The sequence below is a fragment of the Candidatus Planktophila sulfonica genome (assembly GCF_002288065.1).
Lineage (GTDB): Bacteria > Actinomycetota > Actinomycetes > Nanopelagicales > Nanopelagicaceae > Planktophila > Planktophila sulfonica.
In genome coordinates this window covers 1,196,545-1,215,507 of sequence record NZ_CP016773.1, presented here as the reverse complement: position 1 = coordinate 1,215,507, position 18,963 = coordinate 1,196,545, and the positions used below count along the sequence as shown (strand labels likewise).

The following is an 18,963-nucleotide window of genomic DNA, read 5'->3' as shown; positions in this document are numbered from 1 at the left end:
CCTATTATCTCTTACTTATTGTGTGAGCGGTTATAGATTTCTGTGTGATCTCGGAGCATTCGCTCTAGCGAGAAATACTCATGAGCATGCGCTTTGCCCGCAGAACCAAGTCGATTTCGCAGCTCTGAATCGGTCGCTAGAGCGCTTAACGCACTAGCCATTCCACCTGGTTGAGGTGAAGTAAGGAAGCCTGTTTTATCGTTGTCGACAATATCTGAAATCGATCCAACAGCTGGAGCAACGATTGGAAGCCCTGCCTGCGCCGCTTGAATCAAAGTCAGCGGAATACCTTCATTATCGCTGGTAAGAATTGCGATATCGCTGGCTGCAAATAAGTCATCAATATCTTTACGCCAGCCTAGGAAGGTAACGGGCAAGTTCTCTGCAGCAGCGCGAGCCTTCGAACTCTCAAAGAGTTCGCCTTCGCCGGCAACTAAGAAATGGATAGCAACTTCTCGCTTCACCATTGCAGCTGAGATATCGAGTAAACGATCAGGGCGTTTAATCTGAGTGAGGCGGCCAACAAAGGTGCAGTAAATAGTGGCTGGGTCTAGCTCGAGGTTCTTTCGAAGTTCTGACTTGCTCGCAGTGTGAGGCGCTGGTAGTCCTGGGAAGAAGACACTGTATTGATCTGCACTTCCAATGCCAGCATGGATCAGGTCGTTCTTTACTTCATTGCCAATGGCAACAAGAAAGTGAGTGCGCTTTGCTAAGAACTTCTCAATGGCGATAACAAGTGAGGTCTTCCACCCTGCAAAATAACCGTGAAGTAAGTGGCCATGGAAGGTATGGATACGAGTCGCTCCACGCCCTGCAATGATCGAAGCCAAACGACCAAGCACGCCAGCCTTAGCTGTATGGGTATGGATGACATCGGGTTTAAAAGTTCTAATCTTCTGTACTAATCCAATAAATGCTTTTAAGTCGGCAATCGGCGAAACCGAGCGACCAAGACCTGCAATGCGAGTTGCCTTGATATCGGTAGCAACTTCATCCAGATAATCAGCTTCTGTTTCATCGCAGTAACCGGTGATAAGAACTTGTTCGAATCGTGAGGAATCAAGGCCGCGCATTAACTCGGCAACAATGACGGCTGGACCACCCACATTCATGCGGGCGATGATCTGCATAACTTTGATGCGCTCAGCCATGTGGTTATCTTCTCGCAAAAAGGCTGGATAATTGAACTTATGACTAGCGGGCAATTCGTATCTAAGTGCACAGCCGATGCGATGGCTCGCGCCGCCCAGACCTTGCAGGCAGGCCACCTGGTCGCATTTCCAACCGAGACTGTCTACGGATTAGGTGCTGATGCCACCAATGCATCTGCTGTTGCTCGCATTTATGAAGCAAAGGGTCGCCCTGCAGATCATCCGCTCATCGTTCATGTTGGCGATATGCAAGATATCGCTGATTGGTCAGATGACATCCCAGATTATGCAATCGCACTTGCTCGCAATTTCTGGCCAGGCCCAATGACTTTGATTCTCAAGCGCTCTGCCCTTGCTCAAGATTTCATTACTGGGGGACAAGACACTGTGGGACTGCGTGTTCCTAACCATGTGATTGCACTTGCACTTCTGAGCGAATTTAAGAAACTTGGTGGCAAGGGAGTTGCAGCACCAAGTGCTAATCGCTTTGGCCATGTTTCTCCAACAACTGCCCAAGCAGTCAGCGATGAACTATCGCAATACTTAGCGCCTGAAGATGTCTTACTTGAAGGTGGACCATCGCTAGTTGGAGTTGAATCAACGATTATCGATTGCACAACAGAAAGTCCAAAGATATTGCGCCCCGGTGCAATCACAGAAGAGATGATTGAGGCTGTCACAGGGATTGATATTTCATACGATGCAACGGAAATTCGCGTCAGTGGATCACTGGAGAATCACTACTCACCTAATGCGCAGGTGGTTCTTGATATCGCTCCCGAAAATGGCGATGGATTTATTGCACTCGCTTCAACTCCGACACCTGATGGTGTAATTCGTTTATCTTCGCCGCAGAGCAATGAAGATTTTGCACGAGTTCTCTACACATCTCTTCGAAGCGCGGATGAGCAATCGTTATCTCGAGTTGTCGTGCACCAGCCTTCTGGTGACGATATCTCTGTGGCAATTCGCGACCGATTACTGCGTGCCAGCCGTGGTCGCTGAGGTAGTAGACTGCGCCAGTTATTTAGTTGGGGCCTTTAGCTCAGTCGGTAGAGCAACGGACTTTTAATCCGTGGGTCGTCGGTTCGAGCCCGACAGGGCCCACACCTGTATCTTCTCGCTATGAAAAATAAGTCCTGGATTCCTACTTATATCGCTGTAGGAATTGTCTGGGGCTGTTCCTTTATCTTCATCAAACTCGGTCTTGAATTCCTGACTCCTTTCGGAGTCGCATTCGGAAGATGCGCCCTAGGTGCGGCAACGCTCTTGATTGTTGCAAAGCTTCGCGGTTTCCGACTACCAACCGATCGCAAGGTTCTCTTTCACCTATGGATCGTGGCTCTGCTGCTCAATGTAATTCCTGGAATCTTCTTTGCTCTTGCTGAAACAGAAGTGACATCAGTTCTTGCAGGCATCATCAATGCAGTTACACCGCTGATGACCTTGATTGCAATCTTGGTTGTTAATCGCGAAGAGAAGCCAAAGGCCTTCCAAATATTCGGATTATTCATCGGCTTCCTCGGAGTACTTACAGTTCTCGGAGCTTGGAAAGGATTGGGAGATAACCCGCTCTGGGCAATCCTCGTTCTGTTAGCTGCGGTTGCTTGCTATGGAATCTCATATCCATATACCCGCAGATTTGTTATGCCTTATAAATTAAAGCCAGAATCGATTGTCGCGACCCAACTAACTTTGGCCGCAGCAACGCTTCTGCCTTTCTATCTCTTTGATGGAATCGCTAAAGACGAATACAAAATTGGCCCGCTTCTTGGAATGCTCGGGCTTGGTGTCTTTGGAAGTGGTTTCGCATACCTCTGGAACTTCCGAGTGATGGAGATTGCAGGAAGTGCGATTGCAAGTAGCGTCACTTACTTAACACCGCTCGTTGCGGTGATTGTGGGAGTTATCTTCTTGAATGAGAAAGTAACCTGGCATGAACCAGTTGGGGCTCTAGTGGTATTGCTGGGCGCTGCGATTGCTCAAGAGCGAATCAAGTTATTACAGCGTAAATCCAACGGGTAGCTCGAGGCGATGCGATGCCAAGAGTGAGGCATTGGTAAGAATTTCTCGCGTAGGTGCATCAGCAACAATGATTCCACCGGAAAGAATCACTGATCTCTCGCAGAGTTCGAGTGCATAAGGAAGATCATGCGTCACCATGACGATAGTGACATCTAATGATCGAACAATCTCTGCCAATTCGCGGCGGCTAGCTGGATCAAGATTTGAAGAAGGCTCATCCATAACAAGAATCTCTGGCTTCATAGCCAGCACGGTTGCAACAGCCACGCGACGACGCTGACCGAATGAGAGATGGTGAGGTGGGCGATCTCTAAATTCAAGCATTCCAACTTGGCTCAGAGCTTCATCAACTACTGCACTTAATTCATCTCCACGAAGTCCCATATTGAATGGACCGAAAGCAACATCTTCGCCAACGGTCGGCATGAAAAGTTGGTCATCTGGATCTTGGAAAACGATTCCTACTTTGGCGCGAATCTGCTTGAGCGTCTCTTTATTCTTTGCATCAACGAGCTCGCCCGCAATTCTGACTTCACCCTGCATCGTGGGATGAATTCCATTCATATGCATGACAAGCGTTGTCTTACCGGCACCGTTAGGACCAAGAAGGGCTACTCGCTCACCCTTACTGATTGTGAGGTTCACGCCGTAAAGCGCTTGGTTGCCATCTGGGTAGGCAAAGGCGAGATTTGAAATCTGCAGACTTGGTGTTGTGTTCATGCTTTACCAACCGATCGCAAGAAATAGAAGTGATGTGGATAGTGCAATTCCAGGTAGAGATAGAGCGGTAAACCACTGACGAGTTGTAACTACAGGATTTCCAAGCGACGGCAAATTTCCATCGAAACCACGTGAAAGCATCGCCAAGTGAACTCGCTCGCCGCGTTCGTAAGAACGGATAAAGAGAGCAGCCGCAGATGTGGCGATTACTTTCCAATGCTTAATTCCGGTGGCGATAAATCCACGAGATTCGCGCGCAATCTTCATGCGCTCCATCTCATCGCTAATTACGTTGACGTAGCGCAACATGAAAGATGCAATCTGCACCATGACTGTCGGCAATTTAAGTCTTTCAAGTCCACGGAGAATTTCACGCGCAGTTGTCGTCGTAGAAAGGATTACTGCCGCAAGTACCCCGAGACTTCCTTTGGCAACGATAGAAGTACCGGCCAATAGACCTTCGCGATAGAGCTGGATACCGGCGATTTCAAAACGCTCACCTTCGCCAAAGAAAGGCATAAGGATTGCGAAGAAGACGAATGGAATTTCGATGAGTGCTCTCTTGAAGAGAAGAAGCAGAGGAATCTTGCTGAAGAACGCAGCGGCAATCACCAATGCAAAGAGAGCGATAAAAGTCTGCCAACGCGTAATTGGAGTAGAAACTGCGACCAAGATAAAGGCCAGAACCGCGAGGATTTTGATGTGTGATGGAAGTAGATGAGTCACAGAGTGTCTGTGTAGATAAAGCCTTTCACCCACATCGTGGCCGTGGTGGTGGCCGTGGGTGTGAACGAGATCTAAATCCTGAGTATGCGGCTTTATTTCTCTGAACCTGACTTACGGCGGACCAGCATAAATAAGCCAGTTGAAATAACCCCTGTAGCTAAGACTCCAATAACTCCCGCAGCACCCGTTGAGAAGCGAGGGTTATCGATTCCCTTCACTCCGTAATCTGCGAGAGCGCCATCAGCATTTGCATGATCTTTTGCTGAATCGATAAATCCAATATCTTCTGCAACTTTCTCAAGACCATCAGGACTAGAAGATGCATAGAAAGATGCGACGCCAGCTAGCAAGAGAGAGGCAAGCAGGCCTGCAAGTAGAAAGTTTTTATTCTTCACGATGCGCTCCTGATTTCGAGAGCTTGCTTCTCGCCCTTGTATCCGTAAACCAAATCAGAACGACTCGCGAGAACTGCGCCAACTGCAAAAGCTGTAATGAGCGCTTCACCGATTCCGATAAGAACGTGAGTACTAATCATTGCTGTCAAAACTGCAGAGACCGAGAATGTTGCATTTGCACCGATTGAGTATTGCAATACGAATCCTGCTGCAGCTGCTGGGACTGAGAGCAATCCAGCTAACCCTGCAGAAATCGTTGTGGAGAATTTTGATGACGGCAAAATCTTTTGAAGAAGCAAGAACGCGCCATAGCCAGCCCAGACTCCGATGATCGCCATGTTAAATACATTGAGACCAATTGCTGTTAATCCACCGTCTGCAAAGAGGAGACCTTGCATTAAGAGAACGACGGTAAGTGAAAGCGTTGCCGCATACGGCCCCACAAGAACGGCAGCAAGTGCGCCTCCAAGTAAGTGGCCACTAGTTCCTGCAGCGACGGGGAAGTTGAGCATCTGAACTGCAAAGATAAATGTCGCAGTAAGTCCTGCAAGAGGAGCTGTCTTCTCATCGAGAGTCGATTTCGCTCCCTTAATTGAGAGAGCGACTCCGGCTGCCGCAAGGGCGGCAAAGGCGGTCGACGTAGGGATATCGATAAACCCATCAGGAATATGCATGGAAGAAGGTTAATGCAAATCATTTGCATCTGCATCTGGAAGGCAGAAGACTAGATTCTCACGCCTCTCGCAGGGAAATATCGGCCCCATCCTGGGCGTTAGGTCTAGTGTGTGTGAATCTCGAGTCCTAGTAGGAAGCGCTAGAACGAAGCAAGGGGAGGTCTTTTGATGAGTGATGACGAAGGCCAGGACGAGCTCGTAACTGAAGAGATGCTCTGGGATCGAATCCCCGAAGTCCACGGTGAAGAACGAGCAAATACTTATTACGAACTTTCTGCGCGCATCTTTGCTCGCGGCCAATATGACGAGGCGCTCGCGCTCGCTGAAACTGCGCGAGATATCTTCTCTGAACTCGGAGCATCAGCGCCAAGTGAAGGATTAGCTCAGGCATATTCTGCAATTGGATACAACCTCAATCAGTTAAAGCGTATGGATGAAGCAGCAACTGCAATGAGCAAAGCAGTTTCTATTTTGCGTGAGAACAAATCTCCTATCGCTCTTGAACTCGCCTGCACTCTCGGCGAATGGTGGTACGCCTCAAAGAATTACGAAAAGGTAATCGAAACCATGTACGAATGTTCACAAGAACATCTCGTTGATGGAAATAACATCGGCGCAGCAAACGATATGCACCTCATCGGATGCGCACAGCGCGAACTGAAGAATTACTCCGAAGCAGTCATCTGTTTCCAAGAAGCGCGCAAGATGTTTAAGCTCGAGAAAGAAATCATCCACGTTGCTCGCTGCGACCAGAAGATTGCATCTTGCTACAACGAACTTAAAGAAGGCGAGAAAGCCTTCGAAGCGGCGCAGAAATCAATTGATGTCTTTGAAACTGCGCACGATCACCGCCGCGAAACTTTTGCTCTTTTTGAACTCGGAAAAGCTGAAATCCTTCTAGGAAAGCTAGAAGACGGACTTTCCACTCTCGATGGCGTTCTGCAGATAGTTGCCGAAGATGAACCAAAAGATTTTGAGTTCATCCTCGATATCGAAGACCGTATGGTTGCTGTTATGCGCCAACTTGGTCGAATGGAAGAGGCCGATGAAGTTGAACGACGCCTCAAGTCTGTACGAGAAGCTCTCGCAGATGATCCTGAAACGGATGCGATTGTTACTTTAAACGATTAAATCTTGCGGGGCAGGTGTTGCAAAGCCCAGTGGTACATAGCTATTGCACCGGCTGCAGATGCGTTCATGGAACGCGTTGACCCGTATTGCTCGATTGCATAGAGAACTTCGCAGATAGCGATGCCTTCATCAGACATGCCTGCGCCCTCTTGGCCAAAGAGAAGAACGCATTTCTCTGGAAGTTGCGCACCTTCAAGGTGCTTTGAACCTGGAACATTGTCGATTCCAATAATCGGTGTTTCATTTTCTGCACACCACTGAGCAAATTCTGCGATTGTTGGATGATGTAAAACGGTGAGATATCGATCTGTCACCATGGCTCCGCGCTTATTCCAGTCGCGCTTGCCAACAATATGTACATAAGAAGCGTTAAATGCATTAGCTGTGCGAACTATGGAGCCGATATTTAAATCATGTTGCCAATTCTCAATTGCAATCTGAAGTTTATGTCGCTTGGTATTGAGATCGGCAACAATTGCTTCAACTGTCCAATATCTGTAATGGTCCAAGACATTTCTACGATCGCCATTTTCAAGAAGTTCAGGATCATATTGAGCGCCGGTTGGCCATGGCTTTTCGTGAGGCCCGACTCCGACAACAGGGAAAAATTCACCCGGTCCGATGACTGCAGGTGTATTGATTTCCATGGATGCACTCTAAACTTAAGGCAGTGGCATTACCAATAAGGAGTCATCATGGAGATCGTTTATCACATCGCATTTGGCATCCACCTGCTCTGCGTAGTTGGAATTCTTGTGCTCTTGCTCTTGCAGGCTAATAAGAATCCAAAGAAGTTAAGTGCTGGCGTTGTCCACGCTTCTCTTACCGCCCTCGTTGCCGCAGTGGTCATGGTTGGTCTGTGGGATCAGGCTCACGAAGAGGCTGCAAACCACAGCAAATTTGGGGTCAAAGGATTGGTTATCGCTGTGATTTTGACACTTGGTTATAAGAATCTAAAGAAGCCAGTACTTAAGAATTCAGTCTGGGCCGCAATGCTCGGATTAACAGTTCTGAACATTCTTATTGCATACGTCTGGTAATTGAATTCATGAAGAAGTTTGGGATATTGGCATGTCTTATTTTTGCCATCCCAAATATTTCTCCCATTCAAGCTTCGGCAGTTGACCCGCTAAGCGTTGCCGCAACCTTTGAAAGACTGACAGCAAGTTCAGCACTTGCTAATCCATCAGTTGCAGTCATTGACCAGCTGACAGGCGCTGTTGTATTTGAGAAGAGCGCATACTCTCCTCGCAAACCTGCATCTGTATTAAAAATCTATTCCGCAGCTGCCGCACTGACCTACATGGATCCAACCGAACGCTTTACAACGTCGGCTTGGGTTGGAGTCAATGAGAAGAGCATTGTGATCCATGGATCACTCGACCCCTGGATGAGCTTGAACGATTCAGTAGCTAAGAAGATGGGCCGCACATCTATTCCGCGGATTGAATACAACGCACTATCAGCACTGCAAGAGGCGAACCCTGGTTCTATCCGCAACTCAACAATTTATTACTCTGATCTGTATTCACAAGATGTAGCCAACATCAAAGCTTTCTTTGCAAAGCGCGGAGTAAAGGCCGCGATGAAGCGGGTATCGAGTGAGAAAGCTCTAGAACTTTCTGGAGAAGAAATTCTCTCTTCACAGTCTCCTGAACTTCAGGAAATGTTGGCCTTTGCTCTGACATGGAGCGATAATTTATTAACTGAGCGCATCGCCCGCCTTGCCTCTCAAGCTGCTGGCTATCCGCTCAATAATGAAGGTGTAGCAAGAACTTTTGACGAGGTTCTGACTGGCTTGGGAGTAGATAGCAAGGGCCTCTTAGCCCGCGATGCGAGTGGCCTTTCACATGAGAATCGAATTACAGCGATTCAAGTCGCCCGTTTGTTGGCGAAGATACGCACCGATGCAAAGTTTGCCCCGCTCATTAGTGGACTTCCAATCGGTGGAATCACTGGAACACTTAAGAAGAGATTTGTTGACACTGCGCCAGAAGCTATTGGTTTAGTTAAAGCAAAGACAGGAACATTGAACGGAACAACAAATCTTGCAGGTTATGTCGAAGCAGGTGATCGTGAGTATGTCTTCGTTATCATCGCAGATCGCTTAAATAGAAGTTCACGCGCTGAGAAATTTGCACGTTCAACCGTGGACCGCATACTTGGCAAAGTCGCGGCTCCGCTACTTCCTATCTTCCCGGTTCAACCTGCCGAGGTTGTAGCAGTTGAGGTTGTAACAACGGCTTAGTCGTCGTCCTCATCTTCATCTTGATCATCATCGTCATGATCTCTCTCACGATCGCCGCGTTTACGTCCTTCGTGTTCATCATCGTCGTCATCGCCACGTTGAGGAACGTTTGTTACAACGGGCATCGGAAGTCCGTTGGCGCCGGTTACAGTTTTTACTGTGGTTGGCTTGGCGGGAGTTACCGCCGCAGAGTTATTAGAAACACTCGCAGCAGTTGGTGCCGGTGCACTTGCTACAGCAGATTGAGTTGCTACTGAATTTTCTGTAGGGATCGAACTTTCATTATTAGCGTTTGCAAATAATGAACCACCAAGAAGTAGACCGCCAGCAACCACAAGAGTGGTAATTGGAAGAACCTTATTTACCTTGCGCAAACCCGCTGATGGAGTTTGATTCTCAGTAAGTTCAAACCATTCTGGTTTTGGTGACGGATCTGGTGTCGTATTCGGTGTCATTGTGTGACCCCTTTCATTAAGAGCAAGGTAGAAGAGCATCCTTAAAGGGTGCTGAGAATCGACCTCATCCTCCCTGGCAATTATGGGTACCCTAAGCGCGTGTCAGCCCTCCGCGCCTATATCGATTTGATGAAATTACGCGTAGTTGAGCTCTTAATCATCACAACACTGCCCGCTATGGTCTTGGCTGAAAAGGGTCTTCCTTCCTTTGGCCTAGTCGCTGCCACTCTGGTCGGTGGAACACTCGCAGCGGGGGCGTCAAACGCCTTCAACATGGTGATCGAAGCCGACACAGACAAATTGATGGTGCGTACTTCTAAGCGCCCAATTGTCACAGGTGCAATTTCACGCAAACACGCAACTCTCTTTGCAACAGCGATATCAATTCTCTCGCTCGCAATCTTCGCAATCTTTACTACAGCGCTTGCCACTTTGCTCACGGCGTTAGCAATTTTCTACTACGTAGTGATCTACACAATTCTTCTCAAGCCAAATACATCTCAAAATATTGTGTGGGGTGGGGCAGCAGGTTGTATGCCTGTACTGATTGGTTGGGCTGCAGTTACAGGATCTCTGACATGGGTTCCAGTTGCATTCTTTATGGTGGTCTTCTTCTGGACTCCACCGCACTTTTGGGCACTTGCAATCAAATATAAAGATGATTATTCCGCTGCAGGAATTCCGATGTTGCCTTCTGTTTCTTCGCAATCATCAGTGATCGGACAGATGTGGTTTCACACGATTGCAATGGTTATTTCTTCAACAGCGATGATTCAACTTGCCGAGCTGCCTGTATGGGTCTTGTGCACAACAGTTCTACTTGGTGCGGTCTTTACCTTCCAACTCTTTGCACTGAAAGAGAATTCAGATAATTACAATAAAGTGGCGGCAGGAATTTTCCACTGGTCCATCACTTACTTGAGCTTGCTCTCGATATTGCTAGTTGTTGCTCAGCTACTAAGCGCTTGAGTTATATCTCTTAGCAAGTCATCAATGTGCTCAAGCCCTACTGAAAGCCTTAAAACAGATGGCGTAATGCCCATCTCTGCTTGAGTCTCAACAGATAGTCGGCGATGTGTTGTCGAAGCTGGGTGAGTAATCAACGACTTGCTATCGCCCAAGTTATTTGAGATATCGATGACTCGAAGAGCATCCATAAATTTAAATGCATCCTTCTGAGAGCCGGCAAACTCAATACCAATCGTCGTTCCGCCAGCCTTCATCTGCTTAGCAATGACTGCGCGATCTGGGTGAGATGCCAGCCCTGGGTAGCGGACGCTCTTAATTTCTTTACGTGGCTCCAAGAATTCAGCGATGGCCTGAGCGTTCTCGCACATACGAGTAACGCGTAGATCCATGGTTTCAAGTGACTTAACAAGCACCCATGCATTGAATGCGCTCAGTGATGGACCCGTGTGGCGAATGAATGGAATGAGTTTCTCATTGATGTATTCGAAGGAGCCAAGAAGTGCACCAGCTAATACACGGCCTTGACCATCAATATGTTTTGTTGCTGAGTACATGACTACATCTGCACCGAGCTCGAGGGGCTTCTGCAATACAGGAGAAGCCATGACGTTATCCACGATGACAGTTGCGCCGACTTTATGAGCAAGATCTGAGACAACGCGAATATCAACTATCTCCATCAATGGATTACTTGGAGTTTCGATAAAGACAGCCTTTGTCGGCTTTGAGAGAGCTTTTTCCCACGCTGCATTGTCATTTGCTTTCACAAGTTCGTAAGTAACGCCCCACTTAGGAAGGATTTCTGTAATAACAACGTGGCAAGAACTAAACATAGAAGCAGAAGCCACAACGTGATCGCCTGCTTCAACAAGGCAGGCAAGAGATGCAAACATTGCTGCCATACCTGACGCAGTGGCTACGCAGTAATCCGCGCCTTCGATTGCTGCGAGGCGCTTTTCAAACATAGCAACCGTTGGGTTATGAAATCGACTATAAAGGAAGTGATCTGTCTCGTCCGTGAAGGAATCAAGAGCTTCTTGCGAATCAGCATAAGTAAAACCACTATTGAGATAGAGAGCTTCAGAAGTTTCACCGAAACCAGAGCGAGCAAGACCTTCGCGAACTGCAGCAGTTTGAGAATTGACTTCCCAATCCGGTTCGCGACGTTTTGGGTGCTCGTGATAGCCCCATACCTCTTTGCTCATGAGCACATCCTAAGTCCATATTCAGAAAGCCTTAAGTTTTGCCCGCTATATTGCCCGCATGACCTCATTAGCGATATCCGTAAAGGATCTGAGCAAGAAATATGACTCAGGATTTGCTGTCTCTCACGCGAATTTTGAAGTACCACTCGGAACAATCTGTGGATTTGTCGGTCCCAACGGAGCAGGCAAGACAACAACAATTCGCATGCTTCTTGGGCTTATTACGCCAACTGGCGGAACAGCAGAAGTTCTCGGTGAATCCATTACTCACCCTGAAAAATATCTTTCACGCGTCGGAGCGATGATTGAAGGTCCCGCCTTTTATCCAGCACTTACCGGCGAAGAAAACCTCAAAGTTCTAGCAACACTTGGCGGATATCCCATCGAACGCGTTGCTGAATTGATTAAGACTGTTGGACTCGAAGGTCGCGGAAATTCCAAGTACAAAACTTATTCGCTCGGCATGAAACAGCGCCTCGGAATCGCAGCCGCTCTACTTCCTGAACCAAAAGTTCTCGTTCTCGACGAACCAACAAATGGTCTTGATCCTGAAGGTATTCAAGAGGTTCGTGATTTACTCAAGAAGTTAGCTAGCCAGGGGACAACAGTTTTCGTCTCTTCACACTTGCTCTCTGAACTTGAAATCATCAGCGAATACATCGTCATGCTGCGAAAAGGTGAAGTTGTTTTTGCAGGCCCAATCCAAGATCTCTTCCTCATGCAACAGCCATTTATCTTGGTGAAAACAGATTCGCAGAGCGATCTACAAAAGATTGTTGCAATTGCTGAAGCTGATGGTCATAAAGCAACTATCCGTTCTGAAGTTGCACATATCGAGGGGCCAGCAGATTGGGCAGGAACACTCAATCGCAAAGCCTTTGATGCAGGGATTTTGATTACCCAGCTATCGCCGCAGATGCCTAACCTCGAAGAGACATTCTTTGAGATGACAGGAGAAAAGAAATGATTCGCATTGTTCGCGCAGAATGGCGAAAATTGCGCCGTCCAACTCTCTTCCTAGGAACTATCGGCGCAGCCCTCTTCTTTACTGGGCTCACATCCACCTTCCTGTATTTGATGATTGATTCCGAGCAAGGAAATGGAGACCGTGGACGACAAATTGGCCGTGAAGTGCTCGAACTTGCAGGCGGTTCTGTTTATGGATTTGCATCAGTAGGTGGGTTACTCGGAATCATTGCGCTCTGCGTTTTTGCAGCTCAGACTGCGCAGGAGTACACATACGGCACCTTGCGAAATATCTTGGTTCGCCAACCAGGTCGTATTCGAATACTCGTCGGCAAGCTCATTGCGATGAAAATATTTGCCCTCATCATGATTCTTATTTCAGCTGCAGTAAGTATTGGAATCTCTTACTTCTTATCTGATCGCGCCAAAGTTTCTACAGAGCTTTGGTTTACATCCGATGGATATACCGAAATTGGAAAGACCCTAGTTAACGTAACAATCTCTGTCGTCTACTTCGGAATCGTGGGAATGGTCCTTGGCCTTCTCCTTCGCTCACCAATTTCTGCAATCTCAATCGGTGTCCTATGGATTCTGATCATTGAAAATCTCTTAGGAGCTGTGAAGCCAGTATTCCTAGAATGGATGCCTGGCAACCAACTAAGCATGATTGCTCAGGGCGGTAGCGCAGATATTTCATATTCGCATGCGTTAACTCTGGGAACTTCCTATGTATTGGTCGGAGCACTTGTTGCGACCGTGCTCTTTTCGCGGAGAGATGTGGCTAACTAGCGACACTCACCTGATACCCCGCAATAAGAGTGGGGGCTCAATTATTCTTCAACAATGCGTCGGAGAAAGAGCTTTATTTGCCTTGCAATCATTGCAAGCCTGACTCTTGCCTCGACCCCTGCAATCGCAAAACCCAAGCCAACGCTTGCCGAAATCGAGGCAGCGAAGCAAGCAGAAGCAGCGAAGAAGAAAGCTGCAGATGCGGCAGCAAAAAAGTTAGCGGCAGCCAATCTCACACTTAAGCAATTAACAGCTCGGGCAAATACAGCTAGGGCTATCTATCTCAAAGCGAAGAAAGAGTTAGATATCGCAACAGCGCAAGCAGTTGCAGCGGCCAAGTACGCAGCCGAAACTGCCGAGGCCGTAGCTGAAGCTCACCGAGTTATCGGAAAGCTTGCCGCAGATGCCTACATTCTTGGCGGAAGCATGAGCGATATCCAACCTTTGTTGAGCGCTAATGGTCCGCAGGATCTTGTTGATCAACTTTCAACACTTAATACTCTCGGTGCGCGCAACACGACAGCGCTCGAGCGATACAAGGCTGCAGAAATTATTGCAAAGGCTGCAAAGAAGAAGGCAGATGAAGCGCGCGCCATTCAAGTTGTCGCTACTGCAAAGGTAGAAGCAACGAAGAAGATTGCTGATGCCGCTCAAGCGCTACAACAAAAGGAAGTTAATAAACTTCGAGCAGTTCAAGATAAGTTGATTCGTGAATTAGCGAGTGCGCGAAATGTAAGAATTACTCTGGAACAGCAACGTCAGTTGGCGCTCTTGGAAGAGAGCCAAGCAACAACTGCTACGACAACAATTAATCAGGCGAAAGTTTGGCCAGATCGCGGCTTTAAGGGCCGTTCTACAATTCGCACAACAGAAGCGCAACGATTAGCAGCAGTTGCATTTGCGAAGAAGCAGGTTCTTGCGCGCAAGCCATATATCTGGGGAACCCAAGGGCCAAACTCATTCGACTGTTCAGGTCTTGTCTATGCTGCATATAAATCAGCAGGTCTGGGCTGGCCAAACTGGGATCGCCTCAACTCTGCTCTGTATTCAGGTTATACAAAGCATGTACCACTCACTCAACTTCAGCCGGGCGATCTTCTCTTCTATTCATATAAGGGAACTATCTCCACTATCCACCACATCACTATTTATGCAGGCGAAGGAATGATGTGGGAGGCGAATTCAAAGGGTAAGGGCTTGCTCTACTCCAATATCTATAGCGTTAAGGGGCTTATGCCTTTCGGTGGTCGGGTCTAATCTTCACTCATGACTGATGCAACCGTTGCTATCCGCAACGCAGTAAAGCCATACCTTGCATCCCTCGAAGCAGGCGACACAGTTCTTGTTGCTGTTTCTGGAGGCGCAGATTCACTTGCACTGGCATATGCAATTCTTAAAGAATCGCAAGCAAATGCAATCACCGCGATTGGTGTAACTATCGATCACCAATTGCAAAGCGGTTCAAATATTCAAGCGGAAAAGGTAGAAGCTCAGTTAAAGAGGATGGGTTATGAGAAAGTTATTACTCGCAAAGTTGTGGTCACTACTCAGTCCGGCCTCGAAGCTGGCGCTCGTGATGCACGTTATCAAGCTCTTGCTGCGTGCGCTGCGCAAGAGAAGGCAACGCAAATCTTCTTAGGTCACACACGTGATGATCAAGCTGAGACAGTTTTACTTGGATTAGCTCGTGGATCTGGAACACGATCACTTTCTGGAATGGCAATGAAGAATGGAATTTATCTACGTCCACTTTTAGGAATTACTCGTGCTGAGACAGTTGCTGCATGTAAAGAGATTGGGATTGACCCCTGGAACGATCCGCATAACGGCAATACAGAATTTTCTCGAGTAAGAGTTCGCAGCGAAGTTCTTCCGGTGATGGAAGAGAAGTTAGGTCCTGGAATTTCAGCCGCACTTGCAAGGAGCGCATCTTTATTGCGCGATGATGCCGATGCCCTTGATGAGATTGCCCAGAAAGAAATGACAGAGCTCGACCCAGCTCAACTCGACTGCGAGCATTTAGCGAGCCTGGCGAGAGCTATTCGCTCACGTATCCTGAGGGCGGCTATTTACGCTGCCGGAGCCCCATCAGGCTCAATTACAGCCGATCATTTAGCCGCAGTTGAGGCGCTCGTCACGTCATGGAGGGGCCAAGGGGCTATCAGCCTTCCCGGTGGTGTGAAGGTTGAGCGAATTTCGGGCAGACTTTCGCTCTTAGCCCAGCCTTAACTATCGAGGAGCAGACCACGTGGATTTAGCAGCAGTCGGAACCGATGTTGAAAAGGTAATCGCAACAGAAGAGCAACTTGCAGCAAAGATTGCAGAACTTGCAGCTCGCGTTGATGCAGATTACAAAGATAAGAACGTTCTTCTTGTTGGAGTTCTCAAGGGCGCAATCATGGCGATGGCTGACCTCACTCGTGCAATGCAGACTCATATTGAGATGGATTGGATGGCTGTCTCTTCTTACGGTTCCGGAACAAAATCAAGTGGCGTAGTTCGTATTCTTAAAGATCTCGACCGCGATATCACCGGACGCCACGTTCTGATTGTCGAAGATATCGTCGATACCGGTCTGACACTTTCATGGCTTAAATCAAATCTTTTCTCTCGCGGCGCAGCATCTGTTGAAATTCTTGCAATCCTTCGTAAGCCTGAGGCTGCAAAAGTTGAAGTTGATGTGAAGTACGTTGGCTTCGATATTCCTAAGGAATTTGTTGTTGGCTACGGTCTCGATTTCGATGAGAAGTATCGCAACCTTTCATTTATCGGTGTGCTTGCAAAGCACATGTACTCATAAGGATATTTATGACTTCCCTCGAACCACAGAAGAAATCAAATAACCCGATGGATAAGCTGAAGAAGGCAACATCTAAGAAGGGTCAGAACTCACCTGCGAAAGATGGCGGAAAGAAGGCTCCTCTTACTCGCTCGCAGAAGATTTTCCGTGGGCCACTTTTCTGGATCATCGTTGCAATCTTTGGTGTCTCAATCTTCGGCCAAATCTCTTCTGCATCGGGTCGCTACACAGAGATCAAAACTTCACAGGCAATTGATGCGATTTCTCGCTCACAAGTTGAATCCGCAGTGCTGGTCGATAAGTCTCAGAAGATTCGCTTGGTGCTCTCAAATGGCAACACCATTAAGGGTTCAACGAAAGTTGAAGCTTCGTATGTGGCGCGCCAAGAACCAACTCTTGTTGATGCGCTAACAGCTAACCCACCAGCAAAAGGCTGGAGCGTTGATGTTCCAACGCAATCATTCTTCACAACATTCTTGTTCTCATTTGGACCAATTCTGATTATTGGATTCCTCTTCTTCCTCATGATGAGCCAGGCTCAAGGCGGAAATCGCGTCTTCTCCTTCGGAAAATCACGTGCGAAGTTGCAAGATAACGATGTTCCACAAAATACCTTTGCCGATGTTGCAGGTTCTGATGAAGCAATTGCTGAACTAGAAGAGATCAAGGATTTCCTAGCTGACCCTGCCAAGTACGCACTCTTAGGTGCAAAGATTCCTAAGGGCGTACTTCTCTACGGCCCTCCAGGAACAGGTAAGACACTTCTTGCGCGTGCCGTTGCGGGCGAAGCAAAAGTTCCTTTCTATTCAATTTCAGGTTCTGACTTTGTCGAAATGTTTGTCGGTGTTGGTGCAGCTCGCGTGCGCGATCTCTTTAATCAAGCTAAGGCAAATGCACCTGCAATTGTCTTCGTTGATGAAATCGATGCAGTGGGTCGTCAGCGCGGTGCAGGTATGGGTGGCGGTCACGATGAACGCGAACAAACTCTTAATCAGTTACTCGTCGAGATGGATGGCTTTGAAGCAAATGGCCAAGTAATTCTTATCGCTGCAACGAACCGTCCCGATGTTCTTGATCCAGCGCTCTTGCGCCCAGGTCGTTTTGATCGACAGATTCCAGTTGAACGTCCTGATCTCAAAGGCCGCGAAGATATTCTCAAGGTCCATGCAAAGGGCAAGCCAATCTCTAAGGATGTTGAGCTCGTTGCATATGCCCGTCGCACGCCAGGATTTACAGGTGCAGACCTCGCAAATGTATTGAATGAAGCAGCTTTGCTCACAGCTCGTGAAGGCCAGAAGACAATTAACAACTCACAGATTGATGAAGCAATCGATCGTGTCATGGCTGGTCCGCAACGTAAGTCACGTTTGATGTCTGAAGAAGAACGTCGCGTTACTGCGTATCACGAGGCAGGACATGCACTTGTTGCACACGCACTTCCACATACAGACCCTGTTCATAAGATCACGATCATGCCTCGTGGTCGTGCACTTGGTTACACAATGGTTCTTCCAGATGATGACAAGTACTCAACTACTCGCAATCAGTTGCTTGATCAATTGGCATATTCATTGGGTGGGCGCGCTGCAGAAGAGCTAATCTTCCACGATCCATCAACGGGTGCTTCAAATGATATTGAAAAGGCAACAGCACTGGCGCGTGCCATGGTTACTCAATACGGAATGACTGAAGCGATTGGTGCAATCAAGCTTGGCTCAGATGCATCAGAACCATTTATGGGTCGCGATTACGGCCACCAGCGTGATTACTCTGAAAACGTTGCAGCAGTTGTTGATGCAGAGATTCGCAACTTAATTGGAACTGCGCATCAAGAGGCTTACGACATTCTTGAAGCTAACCGCACAATTCTTGATGAGATGGTTCTTCAACTCCTTGAGAAGGAAACTCTCAATAAGGAAGAGATCGCAGAAATCTTTGCAAAGGTAAAGTCTTGGCCTACTCGCCCAGCATGGACAGGGTCAGCGACTCGAATCCCTTCTTCACAGCCACCGATTGATATTCCTGAACGTGTAGTTGCACCTGCTGAAGATGCTCCACGTAAGAATCGTCGCGTAAAGAAGGCCACACCTAGTGAGTGAGATTTCTTCTGTATCAATGGGTCCAAGTGATGGAAGAGCATCACACCCATATGATCAGGAGCGCGCCGAAAAAGCTGTTCGCGAGCTTCTTCTTGCACTCGGAGAAGATCCAGAACGCGAAGGATTGAAAGAGACTCCAGCACGAGTTGCTCGCGCATTTAAAGAGAATTTCGAGGGACTATGGCAGAAGCCAGAAGATGTCCTCACAACTACCTTTGATATCGGCCATGAAGAGCTCGTCATCATCCGAGATATCGAAGTCTTCTCTCATTGCGAACATCACCTCACTCCTTTCCATGGCGTTGCTCATGTTGGATATATCCCCAGCGGAAAAATCACTGGGCTCTCTAAAGTGGCACGTCTCGTTGATCTCTTTGCCCGTCGCCCGCAGGTGCAAGAGCGACTTACAACGCAGATTGCAGATGCACTTGTTGAGATCTTGAAACCGATGGGCGTCATTGTCATAATCGACTGCGAACATTTATGTATGTCGATGCGCGGAGTTCGAAAGTCTCAAGCTCGAACAACAACTTCTGCGGTACGCGGAGTACTCCGCGATGCAACAACTCGCGCAGAAGCAATTAGCCTTATTACGAATCGATAACCGCAC

The 18,963-nt window shown here is 47.8% G+C and carries 21 protein-coding genes and 1 tRNA gene; 14 read left to right on the top strand and 8 right to left on the bottom strand.

Features of this window, described 5'->3' with window-relative positions:
- Positions 1–11 precede the first annotated feature (11 nt).
- Positions 12–1,151: a glycosyltransferase gene (locus tag A1sIA56_RS06225; RefSeq protein ID WP_095674031.1), complete on the bottom strand. Its 1,140-nt coding sequence runs from the start codon at positions 1,149–1,151 to the stop codon at positions 12–14.
- A gap of 39 nt (positions 1,152–1,190) precedes the next feature.
- Here A1sIA56_RS06225 and A1sIA56_RS06220 point away from each other — a divergent pair, with 39 nt between their 5' ends.
- From A1sIA56_RS06220 to A1sIA56_RS06210, 3 genes are all read left to right on the top strand, one after another.
- Entirely contained in the window at positions 1,191–2,156 is a 966-nt protein-coding gene (locus A1sIA56_RS06220; RefSeq protein ID WP_095674206.1) for an L-threonylcarbamoyladenylate synthase, read from the top strand.
- A gap of 29 nt (positions 2,157–2,185) precedes the next feature.
- Positions 2,186–2,258, top strand: a tRNA-Lys gene (locus A1sIA56_RS06215).
- A gap of 18 nt (positions 2,259–2,276) precedes the next feature.
- Positions 2,277–3,176 carry a DMT family transporter gene (locus tag A1sIA56_RS06210; RefSeq protein ID WP_095674030.1) on the top strand — a complete coding sequence of 300 codons (900 nt, stop codon included), beginning with the start codon at positions 2,277–2,279 and terminating at the stop codon, positions 3,174–3,176.
- Here A1sIA56_RS06210 and A1sIA56_RS06205 read toward each other — a convergent pair.
- The 4 genes from A1sIA56_RS06205 to A1sIA56_RS06190 all read right to left on the bottom strand — a co-directional run bounded on the left by A1sIA56_RS06205 (position 3,153) and on the right by A1sIA56_RS06190 (position 5,691).
- Positions 3,153–3,896 (bottom strand): energy-coupling factor ABC transporter ATP-binding protein, encoded by a 744-nt coding sequence (locus A1sIA56_RS06205; RefSeq protein ID WP_095674029.1) that lies wholly within the window; start codon positions 3,894–3,896, stop codon positions 3,153–3,155. The genes A1sIA56_RS06210 and A1sIA56_RS06205 overlap by 24 nt on opposite strands.
- A gap of 3 nt (positions 3,897–3,899) precedes the next feature.
- Positions 3,900–4,622 (bottom strand): cobalt ECF transporter T component CbiQ, encoded by a 723-nt coding sequence (cbiQ, locus tag A1sIA56_RS06200; protein ID WP_095674028.1) that lies wholly within the window; start codon positions 4,620–4,622, stop codon positions 3,900–3,902.
- Positions 4,623–4,714: 92 nt separating this feature from the next.
- Positions 4,715–5,017 (bottom strand): PDGLE domain-containing protein, encoded by a 303-nt coding sequence (locus A1sIA56_RS06980; protein WP_095674027.1) that lies wholly within the window; start codon positions 5,015–5,017, stop codon positions 4,715–4,717.
- Positions 5,014–5,691, bottom strand: a complete 678-nt coding sequence (locus A1sIA56_RS06190) for an energy-coupling factor ABC transporter permease (RefSeq protein WP_095674026.1) — start codon at positions 5,689–5,691, stop codon at positions 5,014–5,016. Before A1sIA56_RS06190 ends, A1sIA56_RS06980 begins: the two co-directional genes overlap by 4 nt.
- Before the next feature lie 168 nt (positions 5,692–5,859).
- Here A1sIA56_RS06190 and A1sIA56_RS06185 point away from each other — a divergent pair, with 168 nt between their 5' ends.
- Complete coding sequence (locus A1sIA56_RS06185) at positions 5,860–6,822, top strand: tetratricopeptide repeat protein (RefSeq protein ID WP_095674025.1); 963 nt, start codon at positions 5,860–5,862, stop codon at positions 6,820–6,822.
- Here the strand turns inward: A1sIA56_RS06185 and A1sIA56_RS06180 are convergent.
- Positions 6,819–7,469, bottom strand: coding sequence for a TrmH family RNA methyltransferase (locus tag A1sIA56_RS06180; protein ID WP_095674024.1), 651 nt, complete (start codon positions 7,467–7,469; stop codon positions 6,819–6,821). The genes A1sIA56_RS06185 and A1sIA56_RS06180 overlap by 4 nt on opposite strands.
- A gap of 48 nt (positions 7,470–7,517) precedes the next feature.
- Between A1sIA56_RS06180 and A1sIA56_RS06175 the strand changes: the two genes are divergently transcribed.
- Together A1sIA56_RS06175 and A1sIA56_RS06170 are read left to right on the top strand one after the other, a co-directional pair.
- Positions 7,518–7,862, top strand: coding sequence for a hypothetical protein (locus A1sIA56_RS06175; RefSeq protein WP_095674023.1), 345 nt, complete (start codon positions 7,518–7,520; stop codon positions 7,860–7,862).
- Positions 7,863–7,870: 8 nt separating this feature from the next.
- Entirely contained in the window at positions 7,871–9,070 is a 1,200-nt protein-coding gene (locus A1sIA56_RS06170; RefSeq protein ID WP_095674022.1) for a D-alanyl-D-alanine carboxypeptidase, read from the top strand.
- On the opposite strand, the gene A1sIA56_RS06165 is transcribed toward A1sIA56_RS06170, so the two are convergent.
- Positions 9,067–9,525 (bottom strand): hypothetical protein, encoded by a 459-nt coding sequence (locus tag A1sIA56_RS06165; protein ID WP_150121997.1) that lies wholly within the window; start codon positions 9,523–9,525, stop codon positions 9,067–9,069. The two genes, A1sIA56_RS06170 and A1sIA56_RS06165, sit on opposite strands and share 4 nt — an antisense overlap.
- A 99-nt stretch (positions 9,526–9,624) precedes the next feature.
- On the opposite strand from A1sIA56_RS06165, the gene A1sIA56_RS06160 reads away from it, so the two are divergent.
- Positions 9,625–10,494: a heme o synthase gene (locus A1sIA56_RS06160; RefSeq protein ID WP_095674205.1), complete on the top strand. Its 870-nt coding sequence runs from the start codon at positions 9,625–9,627 to the stop codon at positions 10,492–10,494.
- Here A1sIA56_RS06160 and metZ read toward each other — a convergent pair.
- The gene (gene metZ / locus A1sIA56_RS06155) at positions 10,476–11,699 is read right to left on the bottom strand and encodes an O-succinylhomoserine sulfhydrylase (protein ID WP_095674020.1); all 1,224 of its coding nucleotides are present in this window, start codon (positions 11,697–11,699) and stop codon (positions 10,476–10,478) included. The two genes, A1sIA56_RS06160 and metZ, sit on opposite strands and share 19 nt — an antisense overlap.
- Before the next feature lie 58 nt (positions 11,700–11,757).
- Between metZ and A1sIA56_RS06150 the strand changes: the two genes are divergently transcribed.
- From A1sIA56_RS06150 to folE, 7 genes are read left to right on the top strand one after another with little or no spacing between them, the layout of a single operon-like run.
- Positions 11,758–12,666, top strand: a complete 909-nt coding sequence (locus A1sIA56_RS06150; RefSeq protein ID WP_095674019.1) for an ABC transporter ATP-binding protein — start codon at positions 11,758–11,760, stop codon at positions 12,664–12,666.
- Entirely contained in the window at positions 12,663–13,454 is a 792-nt protein-coding gene (locus A1sIA56_RS06145) for an ABC transporter permease (RefSeq protein ID WP_095674018.1), read from the top strand. Before A1sIA56_RS06150 ends, A1sIA56_RS06145 begins: the two co-directional genes overlap by 4 nt.
- A gap of 54 nt (positions 13,455–13,508) precedes the next feature.
- Positions 13,509–14,711 (top strand): C40 family peptidase, encoded by a 1,203-nt coding sequence (locus A1sIA56_RS06140; protein ID WP_095674017.1) that lies wholly within the window; start codon positions 13,509–13,511, stop codon positions 14,709–14,711.
- A 9-nt stretch (positions 14,712–14,720) separates the two neighbouring features.
- Positions 14,721–15,683 (top strand): tRNA lysidine(34) synthetase TilS, encoded by a 963-nt coding sequence (gene tilS, locus A1sIA56_RS06135; protein ID WP_095674016.1) that lies wholly within the window; start codon positions 14,721–14,723, stop codon positions 15,681–15,683.
- Positions 15,684–15,702: 19 nt separating this feature from the next.
- Complete coding sequence (hpt, locus tag A1sIA56_RS06130; RefSeq protein WP_095674015.1) at positions 15,703–16,254, top strand: hypoxanthine phosphoribosyltransferase; 552 nt, start codon at positions 15,703–15,705, stop codon at positions 16,252–16,254.
- An 8-nt stretch (positions 16,255–16,262) separates the two neighbouring features.
- Positions 16,263–18,353: an ATP-dependent zinc metalloprotease FtsH gene (gene ftsH, locus A1sIA56_RS06125; protein ID WP_095674014.1), complete on the top strand. Its 2,091-nt coding sequence runs from the start codon at positions 16,263–16,265 to the stop codon at positions 18,351–18,353.
- Positions 18,346–18,957, top strand: a complete 612-nt coding sequence (folE, locus tag A1sIA56_RS06120; RefSeq protein WP_241389359.1) for a GTP cyclohydrolase I FolE — start codon at positions 18,346–18,348, stop codon at positions 18,955–18,957. Before ftsH ends, folE begins: the two co-directional genes overlap by 8 nt.
- Positions 18,958–18,963: the final 6 nt, after the last annotated feature.